This is a genomic window from Bacteroidota bacterium (genome assembly GCA_013696965.1).
Classification (GTDB): Bacteria; Bacteroidota; Bacteroidia; order JACCXN01; family JACCXN01; genus JACCXN01.
On record JACCXN010000056.1, the window covers coordinates 23,558 to 46,615 of the forward strand.

Annotated in this window: 16 protein-coding genes and 1 tRNA gene; 10 read left to right on the forward strand and 7 right to left on the reverse strand. The window is 34.7% G+C overall.

Annotation, left to right across the window (positions count from 1 at the left end; genetic code table 11):
• Positions 1–6: 6 nt before the first annotated feature.
• Positions 7–237 carry a hypothetical protein gene (locus H0V01_08390; GenBank protein MBA2583384.1) on the reverse strand — a complete coding sequence of 77 codons (231 nt, stop codon included), beginning with the start codon at positions 235–237 and terminating at the stop codon, positions 7–9.
• 296 nt (positions 238–533) lie between these two features.
• The gene (locus H0V01_08395; GenBank protein MBA2583385.1) at positions 534–1,238 is read right to left on the reverse strand and encodes a YdcF family protein; all 705 of its coding nucleotides are present in this window, start codon (positions 1,236–1,238) and stop codon (positions 534–536) included.
• Positions 1,239–1,626: 388 nt separating this feature from the next.
• Here H0V01_08395 and gap point away from each other — a divergent pair, with 388 nt between their 5' ends.
• The 5 genes from gap (at position 1,627) to H0V01_08420 (ending at position 9,474) form a co-directional block, all read left to right on the forward strand.
• Positions 1,627–2,646: a type I glyceraldehyde-3-phosphate dehydrogenase gene (gene gap, locus H0V01_08400; GenBank protein MBA2583386.1), complete on the forward strand. Its 1,020-nt coding sequence runs from the start codon at positions 1,627–1,629 to the stop codon at positions 2,644–2,646.
• 18 nt (positions 2,647–2,664) lie between these two features.
• Entirely contained in the window at positions 2,665–3,597 is a 933-nt protein-coding gene (locus H0V01_08405) for a 1-phosphofructokinase family hexose kinase (GenBank protein ID MBA2583387.1), read from the forward strand.
• A 14-nt stretch (positions 3,598–3,611) separates the two neighbouring features.
• Positions 3,612–5,282: a glucose-6-phosphate isomerase gene (pgi, locus tag H0V01_08410; protein ID MBA2583388.1), complete on the forward strand. Its 1,671-nt coding sequence runs from the start codon at positions 3,612–3,614 to the stop codon at positions 5,280–5,282.
• A gap of 237 nt (positions 5,283–5,519) precedes the next feature.
• The gene (gene otsB / locus H0V01_08415; GenBank protein MBA2583389.1) at positions 5,520–7,046 is read left to right on the forward strand and encodes a trehalose-phosphatase; all 1,527 of its coding nucleotides are present in this window, start codon (positions 5,520–5,522) and stop codon (positions 7,044–7,046) included.
• A gap of 7 nt (positions 7,047–7,053) precedes the next feature.
• Positions 7,054–9,474, forward strand: coding sequence for a glycoside hydrolase family 65 protein (locus tag H0V01_08420; GenBank protein MBA2583390.1), 2,421 nt, complete (start codon positions 7,054–7,056; stop codon positions 9,472–9,474).
• A 43-nt stretch (positions 9,475–9,517) separates the two neighbouring features.
• Here the strand turns inward: H0V01_08420 and H0V01_08425 are convergent, their stop codons facing one another.
• Positions 9,518–9,712, reverse strand: a complete 195-nt coding sequence (locus H0V01_08425; GenBank protein MBA2583391.1) for a hypothetical protein — start codon at positions 9,710–9,712, stop codon at positions 9,518–9,520.
• 690 nt (positions 9,713–10,402) lie between these two features.
• On the opposite strand from H0V01_08425, the gene H0V01_08430 reads away from it, so the two are divergent.
• A complete protein-coding gene (locus tag H0V01_08430) occupies positions 10,403–13,096 on the forward strand; it encodes a T9SS type A sorting domain-containing protein (protein MBA2583392.1) in 2,694 nt (897 codons plus the stop codon).
• Positions 13,097–13,335: 239 nt separating this feature from the next.
• On the opposite strand, the gene H0V01_08435 is transcribed toward H0V01_08430, so the two are convergent.
• Positions 13,336–13,602, reverse strand: coding sequence for a hypothetical protein (locus H0V01_08435; GenBank protein MBA2583393.1), 267 nt, complete (start codon positions 13,600–13,602; stop codon positions 13,336–13,338).
• A 259-nt stretch (positions 13,603–13,861) separates the two neighbouring features.
• On the opposite strand from H0V01_08435, the gene H0V01_08440 reads away from it, so the two are divergent.
• On the forward strand, positions 13,862–14,824 hold the full coding sequence (locus tag H0V01_08440) for a PorP/SprF family type IX secretion system membrane protein (protein MBA2583394.1): 963 nt from the start codon (positions 13,862–13,864) through the stop codon (positions 14,822–14,824).
• Between the two features lie 58 nt (positions 14,825–14,882).
• Positions 14,883–15,332 (forward strand): hypothetical protein, encoded by a 450-nt coding sequence (locus H0V01_08445; protein MBA2583395.1) that lies wholly within the window; start codon positions 14,883–14,885, stop codon positions 15,330–15,332.
• A gap of 180 nt (positions 15,333–15,512) precedes the next feature.
• Here H0V01_08445 and H0V01_08450 read toward each other — a convergent pair whose 3' ends face one another.
• The 3 genes from H0V01_08450 to H0V01_08460 form a co-directional block, all read right to left on the reverse strand.
• On the reverse strand, positions 15,513–15,992 hold the full coding sequence (locus H0V01_08450) for a VOC family protein (protein ID MBA2583396.1): 480 nt from the start codon (positions 15,990–15,992) through the stop codon (positions 15,513–15,515).
• A 313-nt stretch (positions 15,993–16,305) separates the two neighbouring features.
• Entirely contained in the window at positions 16,306–17,502 is a 1,197-nt protein-coding gene (locus tag H0V01_08455; protein ID MBA2583397.1) for a T9SS type A sorting domain-containing protein, read from the reverse strand.
• Positions 17,503–17,767: 265 nt separating this feature from the next.
• A complete protein-coding gene (locus H0V01_08460) occupies positions 17,768–20,128 on the reverse strand; it encodes a TonB-dependent receptor (GenBank protein MBA2583398.1) in 2,361 nt (786 codons plus the stop codon).
• Positions 20,129–20,249: 121 nt separating this feature from the next.
• On the opposite strand from H0V01_08460, the gene H0V01_08465 reads away from it, so the two are divergent.
• Positions 20,250–20,323: transfer RNA gene (locus H0V01_08465), tRNA-Pro, on the forward strand.
• A 516-nt stretch (positions 20,324–20,839) separates the two neighbouring features.
• Positions 20,840–23,047 carry a tetratricopeptide repeat protein gene (locus tag H0V01_08470; GenBank protein ID MBA2583399.1) on the forward strand — a complete coding sequence of 736 codons (2,208 nt, stop codon included), beginning with the start codon at positions 20,840–20,842 and terminating at the stop codon, positions 23,045–23,047.
• The last annotated feature ends 11 nt before the right edge of the window (positions 23,048–23,058 follow it).

Consider the following 23,058-nt stretch of genomic DNA (forward strand, 5'->3'; position numbering starts at 1 on the left):
AAATAGTTAATGCTCGTGTTTATGGCCTTCATCTTCATGATTGTGTTCATGGTCATGTTCTGAATTTTCAATACTGTCAACCGAAAACTCTTCCTGGTGGTGCTGGTCCTCATTATGGTGTTCATGCATTGTTCCGTCTTCATGCTGATGGTGTTTATGGTTGTGTTCTTCACTTTGATTGTTGTTGCATGAGCTTACAAAAGCAAGTACTGCGATGGATAGTAATATTCTTTTCATTACTTTATAATTTTTGGTTAAGAAATAGATTCAATATGTACTCTTACAATAGTTATATGGCACAGGTTAGCCGATTTCAAAATGGAATTGTTTGAATTGTAAAAACGGGAGGAGCTCGTAATCCTGAAAAAAGGGCAGGAGGAGAGGCGTATTTTTTTTCAACATCCCTGCAAATATAAATAAAAAATAACTGTATGCTACCTTAAGGAGTTTGAAATAAGGAGAAGAACTATTGAACCCCATACAGCTCTAATTCCTTGCATAAAAAAAGCAATTATCTTATAATATTACTGTTTCTAAATCTTTTTTTTATTCGATTTTTTTTGTTTTGTTTTTTCCTGCTTTATAAGCTTTTTAATTTTTTTTCCTCTGGTTCCCTGAAGCCTCGTTCTAAATTTTTCTCTTTCAATTATGGAAACAAAATCTTGCTCAAATGCTTTTTTCTCATCAATCTCAGGGTCAATTTTAGGGATAGTTTTAAGTAAATCATATTTCATTGGTATAAATTGAACGTCCAATCCAAATTTATTGTTTACACTTTTAATAAAACTAGACTGGGGAACATCAGTTGCAAGGGCTATTGTTTTGAATCCTTTATCCTGTGCTAGTTTATAGGAATAATAGAGATTTTCTGTACTATGTTCTGCTTTAGTTTCTATAAATATATTGTTTTCAGGAATGCCTAATGCTTGTGCATATAAGGCCATTATTTTACTTTCTACATAGGGGCTGTAAACTGCGCTTCCCGAAAAAATTATATTTTTAACCATTCCCTGCTCATAGAGATAAATTCCCCAATAAACCCTTGCCTTTAAAGTTGCATTCCAACCGCCTTTGTTATAAGGAAAACCAGTTACAATAACTGCATCGAAAGGGGCTTTTGCCAAGGCTTCTGTATAATATAGTTCAGGATCAGTATAGTATTTGGAATAAAATTTAGCACAACCTGTTATCATGCAAATAAAAATTGCCAGGATTAAATAAAAAGGAAGTTTAATCATTTAAAAATGGAGCTTGTAATTGTTTTTATGGATTTATATTAAGCAAATATAAGCCATATTAAATAAAATGAATTCCATTAAAAAAGCAATTTAAAACATAGCCCAATAGGTTTTTTATCACACAAAGTTAAAAGAAGCTCTTCTCTCATTCAAAGGATTGATTATACAGATTTCTGTCAACTAGAAATTATTTCCTCAAAAAGGGGAATTCCAAGAACAATTATCTCAAAAATGGAATATTTATTTCGCCAGGCTTGCTTTGTTTTTGTGCTTATGCACAACCAAAACTATTGATTGCAATAAAGGAGAAATAAGTGGTTTTTATAGTACGGAATTTGTTGAAATGGTTTGGTAAAAATCTTAATCAACCAATTAAATACATTTTACTATGACAAGAGTTGCAATTAATGGACTTGGACGTATAGGCCGGGCTGCTTTTAAAATTATAATGAACACAAAAGAATTGGAACTAGTAGCTGTAAATGATATTTCTTCTCCCGATGATATTCTTTATTTACTAAAACACGATTCAGTTTATGGAATTTATGATAAATTTCTGGAATACAACAAGAACAGCAATGAAATAAAAATTGACGGAAAAATCATTAAAGTTTACAGCGAAAAAGAACCTGTAAACTTGCCCTGGAAAGAACAAAATATTGACATTGTTTTTGAATGTTCAGGAAAGTTCACAAATAAGCAGGATATGCAAAAACACCTTGATGCTGGTGCAGAATATGTAATTCTTTCTGCCCCTGGCAAAGGTGATAATATTCCAACTGTTATTCCCGGAGTAAACGAACCCAACTCAGAAGATAGATTAATTTCCACTGCCAGTTGCACAACAAACTGTATTGCACCTGTTATGGAAATAATGGACCGCAATATTGGAATTAAAAAGGCTATTATGACCACAATTCATGCTTATACTTCATCTCAGGCTGTTGTTGATATGCCGAATAAAAGCAGAAGAAGAGGAAGGTCTGCCGGGCTTAATCTTGTACCTACAAGTACTGGAGCAGCCAAGGCAACCTCAAAAGCTTTACCTCAATTCGAAAATATTTTTGACGGTGTAGCAATCAGAGGACCTGTTCCCTCAGGATCAATAGCTGATATTACCTTAATTACAAATAGAGATACCTCTGTGGAGGAGATTAATAAAATTTTCCAGCAAGAATCAATTAGCAGACGCTATGATGGTATACTTGGTACAACAGGCGAGGATTTGGTTTCATCGGATATTATCAAAGATCCCAGGGCTTCAATTGTAGATACTCAAATGACAATGGTGGTTGACGGCAACCTGGTGAAGATTATGAGCTGGTATGATAATGAATGGGGATACGTAAATCAAATGGTAAAAGCAGGCATTAGCCTGGCACAAAAGATAAAAGAACCTGTTTCTTAATTCTGTAAATTTTCGGTGATGATAGTAACTTTAACTGTTAACCCAGCATTGGATATTTACACAAGCGTTGATCAAATTGAGTCAAACAAAAAGTTAAAATGTGCCCCTTCACGCATGGATCCTGGAGGTGGAGGAATCAATGTTTCCAGGGTTATCCAGAGACTTGGTGGAAAATCTTTAGCCATTTATACCAGGGGAGGGTATACTGGAAAAATGTATAGTGAATTACTGGACAAGGAAAATGTAAACCAGGATCCTGTAGATGTCAAAAATGACCTAAGGCAAAACTTTGCTGTAAGGGAAACTTCGAGTGGGAATTTGTTCCGCTTTGGTATGCCGGGTGCAGTTTTAGAAGAAGCTGATTATCAAATTATTTTAGAAAAAATTGAACACTATAATAAGGCTGAATTTTTAGTAGTAAGTGGCAGCTTACCTCCTGATGCCCCACATGATTTTTATGTTCAAGTTGCCAAAAAAGCAAGAATCAACAAACAGAAATTTATTTTGGATACATCTGGTAAAGCATTATCAGGAATACTGGAGGAAGGTGCATATCTTATAAAGCCCAGTATTGATGAACTTAAGGATTTAACAGGAGAAAATGCAGAGGATGAACAAGAACAAAGAAATTTGTTACTAAAAGTAATAGAAAACTATGATGTCAATATTATTGTTCTTTCACTTGGTGCAAAAGGGGCATTAGTGGCAACACAAAACAGAGTTGATCATTTTCAGGCACCTTCTGTGGAATCAAAAAGTTCAATTGGTGCAGGAGACAGTATGGTGGCAGGAATTGTATTTAGTTTGGCTCAAGGAAAGTCCTTAACAAAAGCTGTTTTATTTGGACTTGCCTGCGGAAGTGCTACCATTAAAACTCCCGGTACACAACTACTTTATAAACAAGATGCAGAACAACTCTATAATGAGCTGATTTCTTTGCAGTTAAAATAATAATTAATATAAGTATGGAAAAATTAACTGAAAATTCTGTCTGGCAAGAACTTACAGCACATTATCAAAAAACAAAAAAACTTGAAATAAAAGAGTTGTTTGAAAATGATTCTCAACGGTTTAATAAATTTTCAATTCAACACGAAAACCTGTTGGTTGACTTTTCAAAAAACAGAGCAAATGAACAAACTATTGCCTTATTATTGGAATTGGCAAAAAGCAGGAATGTTCATAAGGCTATCAATGACCTGTTTTTAGGAGAAAAAATCAATTTAACTGAAAAACGATCTGTTCTTCATACTGCTTTAAGAAATTTTTCACACGAGCCGATTTCTGTAAATGGAAAAGATGTAATGCCCGAAGTTTTTAAGGAAAGGGAACAAGTGCGAAGGCTTTCAGAAAAAATAAGAAATCAACAGTGGAAAGGATTTACAGGGAAAACGATAAACTGTTTGGTAAACATTGGAATAGGAGGTTCGTATTTAGGTCCAAGAATGGTAACTGAAGCATTAAAAGATTATGAAAATACCACTATTCAGATTGAATTTATTGCAAATATTGATGGCGCAGATTTACGCCAAGCCCTTAAAAATACCGATCCTGAAACAACACTTTTTATCGTTTCTTCCAAATCATTCAATACTCCCGAAACATTAATCAATGCTTCCATTATTAGAAATTTGTTAATGACAAGATTTCAGGATGAAAAGGCAATTGCTTCACATTTTATAGCCATAACTGCAAATCCTGAAAAAGCAATGGAATTTGGAATTCCTTATCAAAACATATTAAAATTATGGGACTGGGTAGGCGGTAGGTTTTCTATTTGGTCTTCGATGGGTTTTGTTTTGGCAGTACAAATAGGTTATGCCCGTTTTGAAGAATTTTTAGAAGGAGCAAACGATATGGATGAACATTTTAGAAACACACCTTTAAATAAAAACATTCCTGTTATTCTTGCCCTTTTAGGAATCTGGTACAATAATTTTTTTAATGCTCAAACATATGCTTTGCTGCCTTATAGCCAGCATCTTCGTTTACTGCCTGCTTATTTTCAACAGGTTGATATGGAAAGCAATGGAAAAAGTGTATCTAAATCCAATGAAATAATCGATTATTCAACTGGTCCTGTTATTTGGGGACAGCAAGGAACAAACGGCCAACATGCTTTTTTTCAACATTTGCATCAAGGCACAAAAATGATTCCTTTTGATTTAATTGGTTTTGTAAACAGTATGGAAGAATACGAACACCATGACGAACAACATGAATTTCTATTTGCCAATTTATTAGCCCAATCAAAGGCGTTTGTTGAAGGAAAAAATTCAACCCAATTGCTGGATGAACTGTTATCAAAAGGATTTTCCACCGAGGAAGCAAAAGGTTTGCTATTACACAAATCATTACAAGGAAACCATCCTCACAATGTGATACTTTTTGATCAATTGAATCCCAGGAACCTTGGAATGGTTATGGCCATGTACGAACATAAAATTTTTATACAAGGAATTATTTGGGACATTAATTCTTTTGATCAATTTGGAGTAGAACTCGGAAAAGAACTTGCCGATGATTTAATGCCCTATTTAAAAAATGAAAGGGAGAATGATAATTTGGATAATTCTACAAAGGGTTTGATAAATTTTTATAGAAACCAAAGATTCAGTATAAAGGCAAATTTATAAAAAACAGGTTTTAACACTTGTAATAACCTTTCATGTTTTAGAAGGAAAAACAATATTCAATTCTATCGATAAAATAGGTCCCCGTGTTGTCAAAAAACAATAGGTTTTATTTTTAAATAATAAAAAAAGAAGCGAATAATTGAAACTCAAAAACAAAAAATAGCGAAATGGATTACTTTAAGTAATAGTTAAGATGATAAATGATAAGAATCTGTAAATGAACTTGAACAATTATATATGAAAAATAATTTACAAGCTGCAATTGTTGATCTTGATGGGGTAATTACCAACACTGCAATTCAGCATGCAAAGGCTTGGAAGATTATGTTCGATCAATACAACAAACAAAGAGAACAAGAAGGAAACAAAAAGTTTCTCCCCTTTTCTATAGAATCAGATTATCCTAAATATATTGATGGTATTCCAAGATATGATGGTGTTCGGGAATTTTTAAAATCTAGAGAAATAGAAATTCCTTATGGAGATCCTAAGGATAATGCTGGAAAAGAAACGATTTGTGGATTGGGAAACTGGAAAAACGAACTTTTTCATAAAGTAATAAAAGATGAAGGGATACAGGTGATCGAAAAAAATATAGAAGCAATAAAAAATTGGAAAAAGCTTGGATTAAAGACTGCTGTAATTTCATCCAGCAAAAACTGTAAGCAAATTCTTGAAGCTACGGGATATGAATATTTGTTTGACACACGTGTAGATGGTATTATTTCAGTAGAAAGAAACATAAAAGGCAAACCAGCCCCGGATATATTTTTGGAAGCAGCCAGGGAATTAAATGTAAAACCTGAAAATGCACTGATTGTGGAAGATTCACTCGCTGGAGTTGAAGCCGGCAAAAAAGGGGATTTTGCACTTGTTGTTGGAATAAAGAATGGTTCAAATACAGCAGAATTGTTAAAAAAAGGGGCAGATGAAGTAGTTGACAATCTACAACAGGTTGATATTAACCTTAAAAAGGCAAAATTACCCAAGTATTTACCACTTGCTATTAAACATATTCCAGAACTCAAAGAAAAGTTTAAAAATAACAAAGCCCTTTTATTTCTTGATTTTGACGGAACATTAGCTCCTATTGTTGAATTTTTCGAGGATGCTGCAATGTCTGAGGAAATGAAGGAGCTTTTGGAACGATTAGCTTCTAAATACCAGGTAGCAGTAATAAGCGGAAGAGGGCTTAGTGATGTAAAAAACAGGGTTGGATTAAACAATATTTATTATGCAGGAAGCCACGGCTTTGAAATTTCTGGACCAAATGGTTTTTACCAGGAACATGAACTTGCCCATAAAATAATCCCTGTTTTTGATGTATTAATACCTGAATTGAATCAAAAACTAAAATCAATTCCTGGGCTAAAATTGGAAAGAAAAAAATTCACTCTTGCCGTTCATTACCGCCAGGTTGCTCAAGAAAAGCAACAAGAAGTAATTGATGCAGTTGAAAATGCCTTAAAAAAACACAGGGAAGTAAAAGCAGGAAAAGGAAAAAAAGTGATTGAGATTCGCCCAAATATTGATTGGGATAAAGGAAAGGCAGTTTCAATGTTAATTCATAAGCTTGACCACTCAAAAAATGAGTATTTACCGGTTTATATCGGAGATGACATTACAGATGAGGATGTATTTATTATACTGGATAATGGACTAGGTATACTCGTAGGGGAGCATGGAAGCCAAACCTATGCCGATTATTACCTGAGGGATGTTCAGGATGTTCAGAATTTTTTAAACCAATTGTTAATCGAATAAAAGGACTATGGAAGAATGGATAATTAAATATTCAGAATACATTCCTGAGAAAGAACTTTTAAGAGAGGCTTTATGTACTGTGGGTAATGGTTATTTTGCAACACGGGGAGCAGCAGAGGAAAGTCAACCGGGAAAAAATCATTATCCTGGAACTTATCTGGCAGGTGGATACAATCGATTAGAAACCGAAATTGCAGGTAAAATAATAGAAAATGAAGATCTTGTAAACTGGCCCAATTGGACTATTTTAAAATTTAAGCCCGAAAATGGAACATGGTTAGACATGGATAAATTTACAATTCTTAGTTATGAACAAGATCTGAATTTAAAAGAAGGGATTTTCGAACGTAGAATTCATTTTAAGGATGAGGAAAAAAGGGAAACAAAGCTTGTAACACGAAGAATAGTAAGCCTAAGAAATATGCATTTAGCTGCTATTGAATGGGAACTAACACCTCAAAACTGGTCGGGAAATATAACCCTGCATTCTGCATTGGATGGCTCTGTTATTAACAATGGAGTTGAAAGATACCGTGAATTAAACAGCAAACATTTAATACCATTGGAAAAAGGGCATTTTGAAGAAGATTGCATTTTTTTAAAGGTAATGACAAATCAATCAGAAATTGTAATGGCTCAGGCAGCAGCAACAACTGTATATTTTGATCAATACGATTCCCCTATAACAAGAACCACTGTGTTGGAAGAGGCTTACATAGGGCAGGAATTAACTTTTGCAGCAGAAGTTAATAAAACCATTAAAATAGAAAAGATTGTTGTAGTGTATACTTCTAAGGACAAAGCAGTTTCAGAGCCCTTAAGTGAAGCTAAAAAAGAAGTTAAGCGTACGGGTAATTTCCAAAAAATCAAACAGGACCAAATTGCAGAGTGGAAAGAACTTTGGGATCAATGTGATATTCTTTTGGAAGCAGATGACTCCGAAGATCAATTGTTGCTTCGCTTTCACATATTCCATCTTTTTCAAACCTATTCATTAAACACTATTGATCTTGATGCAGGCATACCTGCCAGAGGATGGCATGGTGAAGCATACAGAGGACATATTCTTTGGGATGAACTTTTTATTTTTCCATTCTTTAACATTAGTATTCCTGAGCTCACACGCTCGTTGCTTATGTACAGGTATAGAAGATTACCAGAGGCGCGTTTTGCAGCTACCAACAACGGTTACCAAGGTGCAATGTTCCCTTGGCAAAGTGGTAGCAATGGGAGGGAAGAGAGTCAAGTAATTCACCTGAATCCGGAATCTGGAAGATGGGTTGATGACAATACTTATTTGCAAAGGCATGTGAATTCAGCCATTGCTTACAACATTTGGCAATACTTTGAAACAAGCGGTGACCTTGAATTCCTATCTTTTTATGGAGCGGAGCTTTTAATGGATATAACAAAATTTTGGGCAAGTAAGGTTATTTACAATAAAGACAGAAAGCGTTACGAGATCCATAATATAGTTGGCCCCGATGAATATCATACCCACTATCCAGGATCATTGGAAATAGGCTTAAGAAACAATGCCTATACTAATGTAATGGTAGTATGGACTCTCATTCATGCCCTTAAAGCAATGGAAAGGCTGGACAATAGAAGAAGAAATGAACTGATGCATAAATTAAACATAAATCAGGAAGATATTTCCCGTTGGAATAACATTAGCAGGAATATGTTTGTTCCATTTATTAATCAAGGAACCATAATTGAACAATTTGAAGGATTTGAAAATTTAAAAGACCTTAATTGGGAAGAATATCATACTAAATATGGAGAAATGCTTCGTTTGGACCGGATACTTGAAAAGGAAGGAGATGAAGTAAATAGGTATAAGGCTGTAAAGCAAGCAGATGTTTTAATGCTCTTTTACCTTTTCTCAACAGAGGAATTAACAGAGTTATTCGAACATATGGCTTATGATTTTAACCCTTATGAATCAATTCCTCTGAATATTGACTATTATGAGAAAATTTCGTCACATGGTTCCACATTAAGTAAACTGGTTTATTCCTGGGTATTCGCGCGTACTCACAGGGAAAAATCATGGCATCATTTTAAAAAGGCACTACTTAGTGACTTTAAAGACGTGCAGGGAGGAACTACACCTGAAGGTATTCATTTAGGGGCCATGGCAGGAACCATTGATCTTATCCAAAGGTGTTATACAGGAATAGAGTTCAGAGAAGAAGAACTCTTTTTTAATCCCCAACTGCCTGAAAACGTGAAGCAAATTAAATTCCGGCTACGCTATAGAGAGCACTGGCTTGAAGTGAAATTAACCAAAGATAATTTGTACCTCAAAAGCCATGGAGGTTGGGAAAATGAAATAAGAATTATTGTTGGTGGACAAGCCTTTTTAATGCGAAAAGGGGAAGAAAGGGTAATTGATTATGCTAAACATATGATTGGAAGTTGAAAAGATAATGGATTTGATCCACTTTCAAATTCGATTCAGTATTTTATAGATTAAATTTCAAATTTGAAGAGGAAAGTAAAAACTCCAGTTCATCCACCTGTTTTTTTAAGACAACCATCTCCGCTTGCATTTGGGTAATCAGCTGAGATATATCCTGATGATGATCACCGCTAATTACTATAAATTTTTCAGCCATGTAGTTTCCATTAATATTGGCTCCGTTGTTGTTTAACCGCATACGCTGGTTGGCTTCCGTACGTATTAAAAACCATTTCGCCTGAACTTGCCTGAAAGGTTACATCATCAATGCTTGCAGGCACAAACAAGGAAAAACGCTCAATGCCATTGCCTGCACCTTTAAATAAACGTCAGGCGTTGATATTACCTGCCGGGGTTTAGATGCAAAAAAATAATGGTCAAGCAACCATTAAGAAAAACCCACGTCTTATTTTTTAAACCATTAAAAATTGGAAAAATTCATTGCGAGTTCCTCAAGTAAAACCATTAAACGAAGTATGAAATAGCCATGCACCTTCACAAACATCAATGAATATAACATGGCTATCCCGATTAATCTTGATGGCAGTTAAAAACAAATTATATACATATACATATGAATAAAAAAATCAAAGAAAAACAAAAGCAAAAAGAAGTACAGCGTTGTATTGCAAAATTAAGTCAATTGGGCTTCACGGTAAGATTAACGCCAGTATATTAAATAAAAATTTAAAAAACCAAAAGCTCGACTTTTTTTCTGGAATAATAAATCCGTGTATGAAATTGAGCTAACAATAGGTTAAGCACAAACACTTGTAGCAAAGCAAACGTAGCAATACCAAGCCGAAGCACGAATATGAAAATTTACAATCTCTTAACCTGTTTTAAAAACAAGATGAAAAACTATTGAATAAAAACAAAAAAAACACATATGAAAAAACATCTATCTATTCTTTTTATTTCCATCACTTTATTGGGGCTGAAAATTTCATCTGCACAGGTCTTTGAATGGGGCATTTCTCAATCCTGGCTCAGCGTGGATGTCGACATTGATAATTTTGGAAATTCCTTCAATGCCGGCTCTTTCCAGGGAACTACTGTAGTGGGGAGTAATTCCTATACCAGTGCTGGAGGAGTGGATGTAATAATATCAAAAATCAATCCTTCCGGCACGCTGCTTTGGTCAACGGTAATGGGAGGGGTACAAAACGACAATGTAGCACAAATTCACTATGACGGCAATGGGAATGTTTGGGTGATTGGTAATTTCTCAGGTGTAATGACTATAGGGACATTCACAATTTCGGCTGGTGGAGGTACTGATGTATTTATTGCCAAACTAGATGCCGCATCGGGAACTGTTCTTGCCGCGTTGAAGGGAGGGGGATCCGGGAACGACCAGGCAATACAATTAGCTTCCGATGCAGCAGGGAACATTTACGTATGTGGAACATATGTTAGTTCTTTTACTATAGGAACAGTTAATATTACCGGATCCGGTTCGCTGGCTGTTTTTCTTACCAAGCTTGATGCAGCAGCTGTGCCACAGTGGGGAACGAGCATACATAATCAAAGTTTAGCAACAACCTGGACAATGAACGTGGATGCAGCCGGAAATTCATATATTGGTGGCTTTGCCAATTCAGTAACTTCTAATTTTGGTTCTACTGTTGTAACAATGAATCAAACTAAAACGTTTATAGCAAAATTTAACACTTTAGGTGTGTATCAATGGGCCGCCCTGGCACAAATGATGGGTGAGCTAATGGGTGTGTGCAATGATGCAGCAGGAAACACCTATGTCTCCGGAAATTTTAATGCAACAGCTGTTTTTGGATCCACTACTTTAAATGGCCCTCCATTGAATGATGATATTCTTTTGGCCAAAGTAGATGCTTCTGGAAACTGGGTTTGGGCCAAACAATATGGCGGTAATGGCAATGATGGCGGTTACGATCTAACCTGCAATGCCAATGGAAACCTTTTTTTGGCAGCCTCCATAGAGGCATCATTTACTTTAGGAAATACCAATGTTAGCTCCGGTGGATATAAAGAGGTAGTTATTGCCGGATTCAATAGCAATGGTGATGACCTTTGGGTAATTCAAACATTAGGACCGGGGTCTAATTTCATATATTCAATTACACATGATGACGCAGGCGGCATCTATATATGTGGCTATGGCCAGGCCTCCATGACCTTTGCAGGAGCACCAGTGCTGACAAGCGGGGGCGAGTACCTGATAAAAATATCAAATAACGCCAATACCATAAGTGGAACCGTATTTCGCGATTATAACAATGATGGAATAATGAACGGTGCCGATAGTGGGATACCCAATGTTATGACTGAATTAAACCCGGGATCATCACTTTTTAGCTCCTCTTACAACGGCAAATATAACGCTTATGCTCTTGCAGGCAGCTGGATAGTTCAATTGCCTGTTTTACCACCTTATTACTCATTAACCACCCCTGCCACACAATCAGGGGTTTTTACCGGTATTGGTCAGTTAGACACTGCCAACCATTTCGGGCTTTACGCGATACCCAACATGAATGATCTTCGTGTAACTGTTACTCCCCTAACTTCTCCCAAAGCGGGATTCGTATTAAATTACTATGTTACTTATGAAAACACGGGAACTACTACACTGAACGGAAATATTGATTTTACATTTCCCAGTTTATTGAGCTATATCGGAGCTTCTCCTCCACAGACTTCCCAGGTAGGACAAACCCTGAGCTGGAACATTGGAAGCATCCCTCCTCAGACAATTGGAACCATCAATGTGTTATTTAATATTCCAACTTCAGTTACAATTGGAACTCCTGTAAATTCAATCGCAACCATAACACCTGTTGTAGGCGACATGGTATCCGGTGATAATACCGATCAGTCTTTGTTAGTGGTGGTAGGGCCTTATGACCCAAACTACAAGGAAGTTGACCCGTTAGAAATGACACCAACTGCTGTTAGTGAGGGGACCTGGCTTAATTATACCGTTCACTTCCAAAATGTAGGAAATGCCCCGGCCCATACCGTTATTTTAAAAGATTCACTTTCGCAAAATCTTCTTCGTTCAAGTTTACAAATATTGGCCTATAGTCACCCGGTGGCATTTAATATAAATCCCTCGGGCATTGCGGAATTTAGATTTGACAACATTATGTTAATTGACAGTGTTTCTGACCCTGTGGCAAGTTGTGGCTTTGTAAAGTTCAGGGTTAAGCCTATTCCCACTTTGCAGCTGGGAGACTCTATTCCTAATTTTGCAGACATTTATTTTGATTATAACCCACCCATTACTACCAATACAGCGGTAACAAGAATCGAACTTCCGGCAGGTATCAAAAACACATCTGATTCGCCATTTTCTGTAAAGATTTATCCTGTTCCTTCCCCTGGAAAATTTACCTTGGAATTGGAAACAGATAATGCCGAGGACATGCAAATAAGCATTTACAATGCATTGGGGCAGCAAGTTTACAATGAAACAATAAATAAAATTTCGGGATTATTTTTAAAAGAAATTGACCTGCAGCAAAGGAACAATGGAATTTATTTTATCCAGGTAGCTCATGATGGAAAAACATCGACTCAAAAAATATTGCTTCACAGATAATAATTAATCTGTTTGTAAAGAAATCGAAAGAGAAAATAACAACAATCTCCAGTGGGAAGGCACTACAACATTTTAGAACGCTTGATCCAAATAGGGAAGTAAAACCTGGTTGAAATCCTGGTTTAAGTCTGTTAGTGGCTGTTGTATTCCTGCCACCAAGACACCAGGACACAAAGCAAACAATAAGAATTAATCTTTTACATAAAAACTTTGTGATTTTGTGGCCATTATATATGCCTTTAATGATTTTCTTTCAACCATTCCTGCTCCAAGTCTCCTTGCCAGACTTCAAGTACTTTTTCTATGATGCTTTTTTGCTCCTCCATTGTTTTATCAAACATGGAAATCAGTAAGGATTTTAATTGGCTATACTTGAATTTTTTTCCTTTTGGCCCGCCAAATTGATCAGCATAACCATCAGTGAAAATATAAATTTCATCTCCTTTTTTTAAAGGGATTGAATAAATTTTTTCATGCAATTCTTTTAGGCAACACGCTTTCTGCACTGTGTTTAACATTTTATTTGCTACTAAATTTTTTTCAAAGCAATAATTTTTTAAAATAATAAATGGGTCGCTTACGATAAGTTAATGACCCTTTATTTTTTCTTTATCGTGTTGGGATCTTTATGGCAGTTGAAAAGATAATGGTTCAATTTGAAAGCTTTTTAATTTGATGAAATATATTAAGTTTGTGAGGAAATAAATTTTAGGTTCTTGATTTTTGTAAAACCTCAAAAAATCCTGAATTCATTCTTAAAATAGTATGAAAAGAATCCTTCTTATTTTATTTTTTTTCACAGCAACATCCTCCCTTGCCCAGGATCCTTTGCATATGCAGGCATATAGCAACCCTATAGTATTAAATCCTGCATTTAGCGGAGGGAGTGAAGGGCCTACATTATATTCTAACTACAGATACCAATGGCCTGGAGTTTCAGCTCCCTATAAAACTTTTCGTCTTTCCATGGATATTCCTGTGGATAAAATGAACAACGGTTTTGGATTCTTTTTTGAAGACGATAGATCAGGGGATATACTAACTAAAAATGCATACCTGCTTTCTTATGGTTATTCCTTAAATTTAGGAGAGACTATCTCCATCAGGGCAGGTTTAAAAGGTGGGATTAGGCGTTCAAAACTAGATGTTAGTAAACTTACCTATGGAGATATGATTGATCCAAGAAGAGGATTTATCTATGAAACAAACAATCCAAATAATTCAATAAACACATATAAAACGTATGCTGATTTAGGTGCAGGGCTTTTATTAAGTGCGAATAAGTTTGATTTTGGATTTGCAATGGACCATTTAAACAGGCCTAACATAAGTCATTCCAATAGTAGTTCCCGGCTTGCGGTATTAGCAAGCTTTCATGGAAGCTATACTGCTGGATCAGAAAGGTTAAATGTGTCCCCTTATTTTATTTTCAAAAAACATCAGCAGTTTCAACACCTTATTTTAGGTACTTATTTTAATGTAAAAAAAGTATTTTGTGGTTTAGCCTATTATAGTCCTGGTAATTCAACAAATGGCGCTGTTGTTTGTGCAGGTTTAAATTTAAAATATGTAAGAATTGGTTATAGTTATGATATTATGTTCCTTTCATTTTTACCAAAACCCTTAGGAAGCCATGAAATGATGTTATCGGTTTTTTTACCTGGTAAAAAAGAAAGGAAAAAATTAAGGGTAGCACATAATCCATTATATTCTCCAATGGCTTTTTGAAAAATATTTTTTTTCAACTTTTTAAATCAAACCTTTAAATACCATAAGAGCACTCGTAATAGTTTGTGTTTTAATTTTCTTTGTCGTTTCTGTTAAAGGACAAAATACAAACCCAAACCCCAACTTTAAACCAGAGCTTGCAAAATCCTTAGGTGCAGATGATTATGGAATGAAAAGTTATATATTGGTTATACTTAAAACAGGCACAAACAAAACTACTGACAAAACTTTCATAGATAGTTGTTTTAATGGGCACATGACCAATATTGGACTTTTAGTAGAAAAAGGATTGCTTGTAGTGGCAGGGCCAATTGGAAAAAACGAGAATTCCTACCGTGGAATTTTTATTCTAAACGTAACAACTTTCGAAGATGCAAATGAACTTCTACAGACAGACCCAGCAATAAAAGAAAGGCTCCTGGAAGCAGAAATTTACAAATGGTATGGCTCGGCAGCACTTCCTGAATACCTTAAAGCTTCAGATGAAATATGGAAGCTTAAGCCATAAAATAAATAAGTGCTAATTCATTAAAAAATAAACTCTACGCTTATTTTTTAATTTTTTTTAAAATATAAGGGCAAAAAACTAGTGCTGTTTATAGAAAAACCCAGACTATTTTCAAGTTTTTGAAAACCATCTGGGTTTTTTATAGGTGATTTAATGACTTTGTAGAAAAAAAATATTTTTCTATTTATGCTCAGCAAACATGGCATCAGAGCGCTTTTGCATCTCTTCAAATGATACATCTTCAATATGAGTAGCAATAGTCCATTTATGTCCAAATGGATCAATTAAACTACCTGAACGGTCTCCATAAAACTGATCCTTTACATCCATGTTATTATCTATTTTGGCACCGGCCTCTATGGCTTGCTTAAATACCTTATCAACATCTTCAACATATATACACAAAGCTACAGGGGAACCTCCCAATGTTTCAGGACCTTTATTTCCCCAATCAGGAAATTCTTCTGCCAGCATTATCCTGGAATTGCCAATTTCAATTTCCGCATGGCCAATTTTTCCATCTCCCATTGAAATACGTCCGATTTCCTTTGCTCCAAAGGCTTTTTTATAAAATTCAATTGCTTGTTCCGCTCCTTTTATATTTAAATAAGGGGTTACACTATGGTATCCTTCAGGAATTGGATTTGTATTTTTTGTCATAATTGTATAAAGTTTTAAATATAATTTATTAATGCTTTTAACAAATATACAAAATTTGATATTTATTTATTTCATGTTTTTGATAGGATCCTGAATTGGAAATGTGATCAGCATTGCGTGAAGATTAAGAGAAAAAAGTAAAATGTGTCTAAGCAAAATATTACTGCTTTTCGAAATACTAACTCTTGTTTTTTTATACCATCCTAACTTTGAAAAAAAAGCAGGTTTTTAATTATTAGGATTAATAATTAAAAACCTGCTTTCTTAAATTCGAAATTTGTAATGCAAATAATAATCAGGGTATTATCCTTAATTATTGCTTTATCATCTTTTGTAAATGACTATTGTTATGATTGTAAACCCTTACAAAATATAAACCAGAAGATAGTTGTGAAATATCAATTGTTAAGGAGGTTAAGGTTTCCGAAATCACTTTTTTCCCCAATGAGTTTACGATCTCAACATGGGTGAATTCCTCTGAATTAACAAGTTTTATTTCATTGATAGCAGGATTAGGGTAAATGAAAAAAGCATTTTTATCAGTGACTTTATTTGAGGTTTCAGTAATTAAGGAACCAGCTGATTCAATTGCAAAAAGCTCATTAATAGTTGATAAATAGGAATAATCAATATTACCATTGCTTATATTGATAGAAATTAAATTCTCATTTCCTAATAAATCATAACCAATGGTAATAAAACGCTTGTTAAGTGTATCAAAACTTGTTGCTTGGGGATTATAATCATCCAAGTCAGAGGGTAAATAAGTTTTTATGATAGTTTCTGTTTCCAGTATTAAGTTTATTTCAACCAACTGTAAATCTCCTCCACCTAATGGTCTTGCCAAAGAATACACCTTGCCATTGGCATTCTGAGGGCTAAAAATTTCTAGAGCTGGTGAAACATAGGAATAATCAACATTTCCGGAAGTGGTATTTATTGCAATTACACTTTCATCATAATTTAAATCATATCCAATTGCAATAATTCGATTGTTTTGATGATCAAAACTGGTAGATTCAGGATTGTAATCATATAATTCAGTATCTAAGTACGTTTTAATTACAGTTTCTGCGCTTAAGGATAAATCAAATTCAATTAATTGTAAATCTCCATTCGTTAAATTTCTTGCAAGGGAATAAATTTTTCCGTTTCCATATACCAGGCTAAAAGGTTCAACATTAGGGGAATTGTATGAATAATCTATATTTCCGGTAGTTGTGTTTATAGAAATAATACTTTCATTACCCAATAAATCATATCCAACCGTTAAAAATCGATTGTATTGAAAATCAAATGATGTTATTTCGGGATTATAATCATTGAGTTCTGCAGGTGTGTAAGTCTTAATTAAAGATTCTGTTCCTGATGTCAAATTAATTTCAATAAGTTTCAAATCACCGCCTCCAAGCGGTCTTACTAATGAATAAATTGGAGAATTCTGAGCTGTAAGTACTGGAGTTAATATTGAAAAACTAAGTAATAAGAAAAGAGTAATTTTTGTTTTCATATGTATATAATTTGTTTTTTTAGTTGTCATCCCGATTTATCGGGACGACAAGTTATCTTTATTATTGTTTGTGCACTGTTCGGTGCATGGCTATTTCATATGTGTTTTTTTTTGTTTTTTAACTGTCATTTGGTATAGCCATGTTATCTTTATTAGTGTTTGTGCACTGTTCGGTGCATGGCTATTTCATATTATTTTGTTTTTACCTGTTTTCCCATTTCTAATGTACTTTTTTTGTTTGCCATTTTTTATTTTCCACTAATTACTAAAAACTAAAATTCCAAGTTAAAGAAGGAAGTATTGGGAAAAGAGAAACTTGTATTGCCTTTACCTCAAGGTTTCCTTTAGAGATATCTCCTGCATTATCAAAATAAATAAAATAGGGATTGTACCTGTTATAAACATTAAAAACAGAAAAATTCCAACTCGAGCGGAACTTGCCTTCTCTTTTGGTGTTATAAGTAACAGAAACATCGGCTCTATGATAAGCAGGCATACGGAAAGAGTTGCGTGCGCCATATTCGCTAATAAGAAAACCATCAATAGTATAGCGGGTTACAGGAAGGGTGATTGCATTGCCTGTACCATAAATAAAAATGGCAGAAAAGGTCCATTTGGGATTTAAATCATAAATCAACACCACTGACATATCATGTCTTCGGTCAAATTTTGCAAAAAACTCTTTGCCAGCATTTATTTCAGGGAAAATTCGGGTTGTGCGGGAAAGTGTATAACCAATCCAGCCATGTACCTTACCCTTTCTTTTTTTAATAAAAAATTCCGAACCGTAAGCTTGTCCATCACCAAATGTAAGTCCTTGATCAGGATTATCGAACATTCCGTTTTCCGGAAGATAGCCTTCTTTGTATTCTACCTGGTTTTTCATTTCCTTATAATAGAGTTCAACAGAAGTTTCAAAAGTATTGTCAAAGAAGTTTCTGAAATAGCCAATGGCGTACTGGGTGCCTAGTTGAGGGCTTACAAGTGAAGTACTAGGAACCCATATATCCGTAGGAAGGGAAACAGCAGACAAAGATGCCATATGAATGTATTGGTAGTTCCTGGTATAAGAGGCCTTTATTGAAGAATTACGATTTAGAGCATATCTTAAAGAAAGTCGTGGTTCCGGTCCACCATGGTCAATTACTTTTTCTCCTGAATTATAGAAAATGGTATCAGTTGTTTCTCCACGATCATCTTTCACAAATCTGTTAAAAGGCCCAACCTGGCGAAAAAAGGAATACCTTATTCCTGCATTCAAAGAAAGTTTATCGGTTATTGTAAATTCATCAGTAATGTAAATTGCAGCCTCATGGGCATATAAACGTGTAATACTTCCAGTATCAAAAATAACATCACCCTGTTTTGCAGTGGCATTGCTCGGAGTAAAGGTGTGGTAGTTGTAATTTGCACCGAATTTAACATTGTGGCGGATACTTGGAAACCAATTGAAATCAACTTTCCCATTCCAACTCCTGATTCCTGAAAATAATCTAAATTCAAAATCTGACTGCATGGCTTCAAATGCAAACTGATAATCGCTAAAAATAGCAGTTGCGTTCATGAATAATTTATCATTGAACAAATGGTTCCAACGTGCCGAAGCAGTTGAATTTCCCCAGGGAATATCAACATTAAAGCCGGCTTTTTTGTTTCGGTATGAGAAAACATCCCTGCCAAAGTATCCGCTAAGAAACAACCTGTCCTTATCGGAAATCCTGTAATTTACCTTCCCGTTTAAATCATAAAAATAATAGCCTGAACCTTTAAAGGGAGAAGTATCTTTAATAAACTGTTTTGCCAGCACATCAATATAGGTTCTTCTGCCGGAGATAATAAAAGAAGAGGTGTCTTTTATTAAAGGCCCTTGAATAGTAAGCCTGGAGGAAATAAGGCCAAGGCCTCCATCAACCTGAAGTTTTTTACTGTTTCCCTCCTTCATGGAAACGTCAATTACTGAGGCAAGTCTGCCACCATAATTTGCTGGCATTCCACCTTTAATGAGTTGAATGTTTTTAACAGCATCGGAATTGAATACTGAAAAAAATCCGAAAAGATGGGAAGCGTTGTAAACAACAGCTTCATCAAGCAGGATTAAATTTTGGTCAGGCCCTCCACCTCGAACGTAAAAGCCCGAATTGCCTTCCCCAGCTGATTGTATCCCGGGCAAAAGCTGCAATGCTTTCAGAATATCCACCTCTCCCATGAATGCTGGAAGAGTTTTTATTTGTTCCACATCCATTTCTATTCGGCCCATTTCTGTGCTTTGAATATTTTTATCTTCTTTTTCACCAGTTATAACTACCTCTTTCCCCAAAATGGATTTGGGATTAAGTGCAATATTTATTCTTTTGTTCTCATTAAGTAGTATGGCCTGGGAATAATCCTGAAAACCAAGAAAGGATGCAATAAGGGTGTGTTCTCCTTTATCAAGGGTAATTGAATAAAAGCCATATTGATTGGAAGTAGCACCTTTTAAAATCTCCTTTACATATATATTGGCTCCGGTAAGAAATTCACCAGTATTATCATCTTTGACATAACCACTGATTGTGAATTTGTTTTGAGCTAGGAGTGAGCTGGAAGCAAATAAAAAACAAGTAAGTAAAAAATATCTACCACTCAATAATATTCTCACAAATACAGTTTTATAAATGTTTTGTTTTAATAACTTTGCAAAGTTAATTTTTAAATATAATTAATATTCTATTGCGTTAAAGTTTTTAAAATCTTTAAAATATCTATTTCGGGGTGTAGCGTAGCCCGGTATCGCGCCAGCCTGGGGGGCTGGAGGTCGTCAGTTCAAATCTGGCCATCCCGACTAAAAAGAGGCCGTTCACAAAAGTAAAATTTTGAGACGGCCTCTTTTTTTATGGGTTATCGAGAAATTTTTATCCATTTATATTTCTTCAGCCAGGCATTTAAACCTTTTTCTTTTTTTGTATCAAATAGTTTTTAAAACGAACAAAAATACTTGAATACTATGATTTTATTATACCGAATTGCTAGTAATGCGAATCAAGGGTTGGATTTTTATAGTCCCGAAGGGACGAAATATTAATAGCCCCGACATTTCTGTCGGGGATTCATTCACCCTGATTACATCGGGGATTACCAATATTACACTCCTACGGAGTGTAATAAGAACAATAATTCAACTCTTGATGAGCATTAGTACTTAATAATGCTAATTAATAATTCTACTATTTTTAAAAATGAATAAGGAAATAGGAGTGTTTTTCTTGAATTGCATAGACAATCCAACTTTTTTCCATAAAGATTTTCTTTGTAATGAAAATAAATTTTAATTTGGCACTATGGTATTTTTTAATAAATCATGATGAGAAATTTGCTTCTCGTTTTCCTTGTATTCTTTTTTCTTACATTAACCAATAATGCAGCTTTTGCTGATATTGATAGCCTTTTAACTGTTTTAAATGGATCAAAAGGGGAGAAAAAAGCAGAAGTTCAGCTTGAACTTTGTAAGCAATATAAAGGAAAGGATACAGAAAAAGCACTTGAATTTTGTACAATTGCTACCCGTTTTTATACAGAATCAGGAAATGAAAAAGCCCTTTCAGAATGCTACCATTGCACAGGAAATGTTTATTATGTTAAGGGAGAATATCCTAAAGCTATCGTTTTTTTTAAAGATGCATTAAAAATAAGAAATTCCATAGGTGATGATGAGGGGGCAGCCAATTCCTTAAACAATCTTGGAGTAATGCATCGAAAAATCGGGCAATTGGAAATGGCTTTGGAATATTATATAAAAGCCCTTGAGTTAAAAGAAAAAAATGGTGCCAATGAAGATATAATTGGAACCATAAATAACATTGGAAGTCTTTATTATACCCAGAAGAATTATGACAAGGCCCTGAAATATTTTGAAAGGGCTCAGTTTCTTTACCAGGGACAAAAGGATAAAAATGGCCTTGCTGCCACTTACAATAACTTATCACTTATTTATTTTGAGCAAAATGACAAAAGCAAGGCTTTTGAATACAATAAGCTATCCTATGATTTAAGAAAAGAAATGGGGGATGATCATGGAATGGGGGTTTCATTGAACAATTTCGGAAGAATATATGAATTGGATAACAATTATGAAAAGGCCCTGGAAAATTATTTTGAATCGGAAAAAACATATAAAACCATTGGAGATTTAATAAACCAGGCGAATGTTTTAAATAATATCGGGGGAATTTACATTAAACTCAAAAATTATAAAAAAGCAAAAGAATATATTTTCCGTAGTTTAACCCTGGCTCAAAATCTTGATAATATGCCCCAGGTAAAGGATAATTACCTAAGCCTTTCGGAAGTGAATTTTGCCTTGGGTAATTATAGGGATGCATACGATTACCTGAAAGAATACAATGTGCTTAAAGATTCTGTCTTAAATGAACAAAGCAAGGCCAGAGTAGAGGAGTTGGAAACGAAGTATGAGTCGGGACGCAAAGAAAAGGAGATTGCATTATTGACGAAAGAAAAAGAAATGGAACAGTTAAGCCGTTTCACTGAACAAAACAAGAATAAACTTATTTTAAATTCGCTCTCTGCAGGTTTTTTCCTGATTATTATCATTGCTGTGCTATTATTTTTTATAAACAGACAAAAGCAAAAGGCAAACAAAGTTCTGGAAAAACAAAATGCGGAGATAAATCTTCAAAAAGTTGAAATACAGGGAAAGAATAATGAACTTGGAATTAAAAACAAAGAAATTACGGATAGTATAATCTATGCTAAAAGAATACAGGAGGCTATTTTCCCTGCCGACAATTTTTTTAGTGACCTTTTGCCCGATTCTTTTGTTCTTTTTAGGCCAAAAGATATTGTAAGTGGTGATTTTTATTGGGCAAACAAGATTAATTCAAATGAGAATTCCGCACCGGGAACTTTATTGTTTGCTGCTGTAGATTGTACTGGCCATGGTGTTCCAGGGGCATTCATGAGTTTGGTGGGTTATAACTTGTTAAATCAGGCAGTAAAGGAGCATCAGCTCTGCAAACCCTCCGAAATTCTTGATTATCTTAATGTAAGTTTGAATGAAACCTTAAGGCAGACCTATGATGAAAGCATGGTTAAGGATGGGATGGATATTTCTTTGTGCTCATTAAGTTACTCTAAAAACAAAAGTGAACAGGAGAATGAGTATACTATAAATTTAGAATTTGCCGGAGCTTATAACCCTGTATGGATTTTAAGAAAAGATAAAAACAATGCAGTACCTGAATTGATTGAAATAAAACCAAATAAACATCCTGTTGGAGCTTTTCTTGGTGAGGAGTTAAAATCATTTACAAACAATGAAATCCCATTAAAAAAAGGAGATAAAATTTATATTTTCACTGATGGTTATGCTGATCAATTTGGCGGGCCAAAAGGAAAAAAATTCAAATATAGCCAATTAAAATCCCTACTGATTTCCTTGTTTGATAAAACAATGGAGGAGCAAAAAAGCATCATGGAGAAAGTACTTGAAGCCTGGCAAGGAGACTTGGAGCAGGTTGATGATATTTGTATTGTTGGAGTTCATATTTGATGGGTGTAACA

Coding starts and splice junctions, on each gene's coding strand:
- H0V01_08450 (MBA2583396.1), bottom strand. CDS start 15,992: ATGACAAAAAATACAAATCCAATTCCTGAAGGATACCATAGTGTAACC.
- H0V01_08420 (MBA2583390.1), top strand. CDS start 7,054: ATGGAAGAATGGATAATTAAATATTCAGAATACATTCCTGAGAAAGAA.
- H0V01_08470 (MBA2583399.1), top strand. CDS start 20,840: ATGATGAGAAATTTGCTTCTCGTTTTCCTTGTATTCTTTTTTCTTACA.
- H0V01_08440 (MBA2583394.1), top strand. CDS start 13,862: ATGAAAAGAATCCTTCTTATTTTATTTTTTTTCACAGCAACATCCTCC.
- H0V01_08405 (MBA2583387.1), top strand. CDS start 2,665: ATGATAGTAACTTTAACTGTTAACCCAGCATTGGATATTTACACAAGC.
- H0V01_08425 (MBA2583391.1), bottom strand. CDS start 9,712: ATGCGGTTAAACAACAACGGAGCCAATATTAATGGAAACTACATGGCT.
- gap (MBA2583386.1), top strand. CDS start 1,627: ATGACAAGAGTTGCAATTAATGGACTTGGACGTATAGGCCGGGCTGCT.
- H0V01_08390 (MBA2583384.1), bottom strand. CDS start 237: ATGAAAAGAATATTACTATCCATCGCAGTACTTGCTTTTGTAAGCTCA.
- pgi (MBA2583388.1), top strand. CDS start 3,612: ATGGAAAAATTAACTGAAAATTCTGTCTGGCAAGAACTTACAGCACAT.
- H0V01_08395 (MBA2583385.1), bottom strand. CDS start 1,238: ATGATTAAACTTCCTTTTTATTTAATCCTGGCAATTTTTATTTGCATG.
- H0V01_08430 (MBA2583392.1), top strand. CDS start 10,403: ATGAAAAAACATCTATCTATTCTTTTTATTTCCATCACTTTATTGGGG.
- H0V01_08455 (MBA2583397.1), bottom strand. CDS start 17,502: ATGAAAACAAAAATTACTCTTTTCTTATTACTTAGTTTTTCAATATTA.
- otsB (MBA2583389.1), top strand. CDS start 5,520: ATGAAAAATAATTTACAAGCTGCAATTGTTGATCTTGATGGGGTAATT.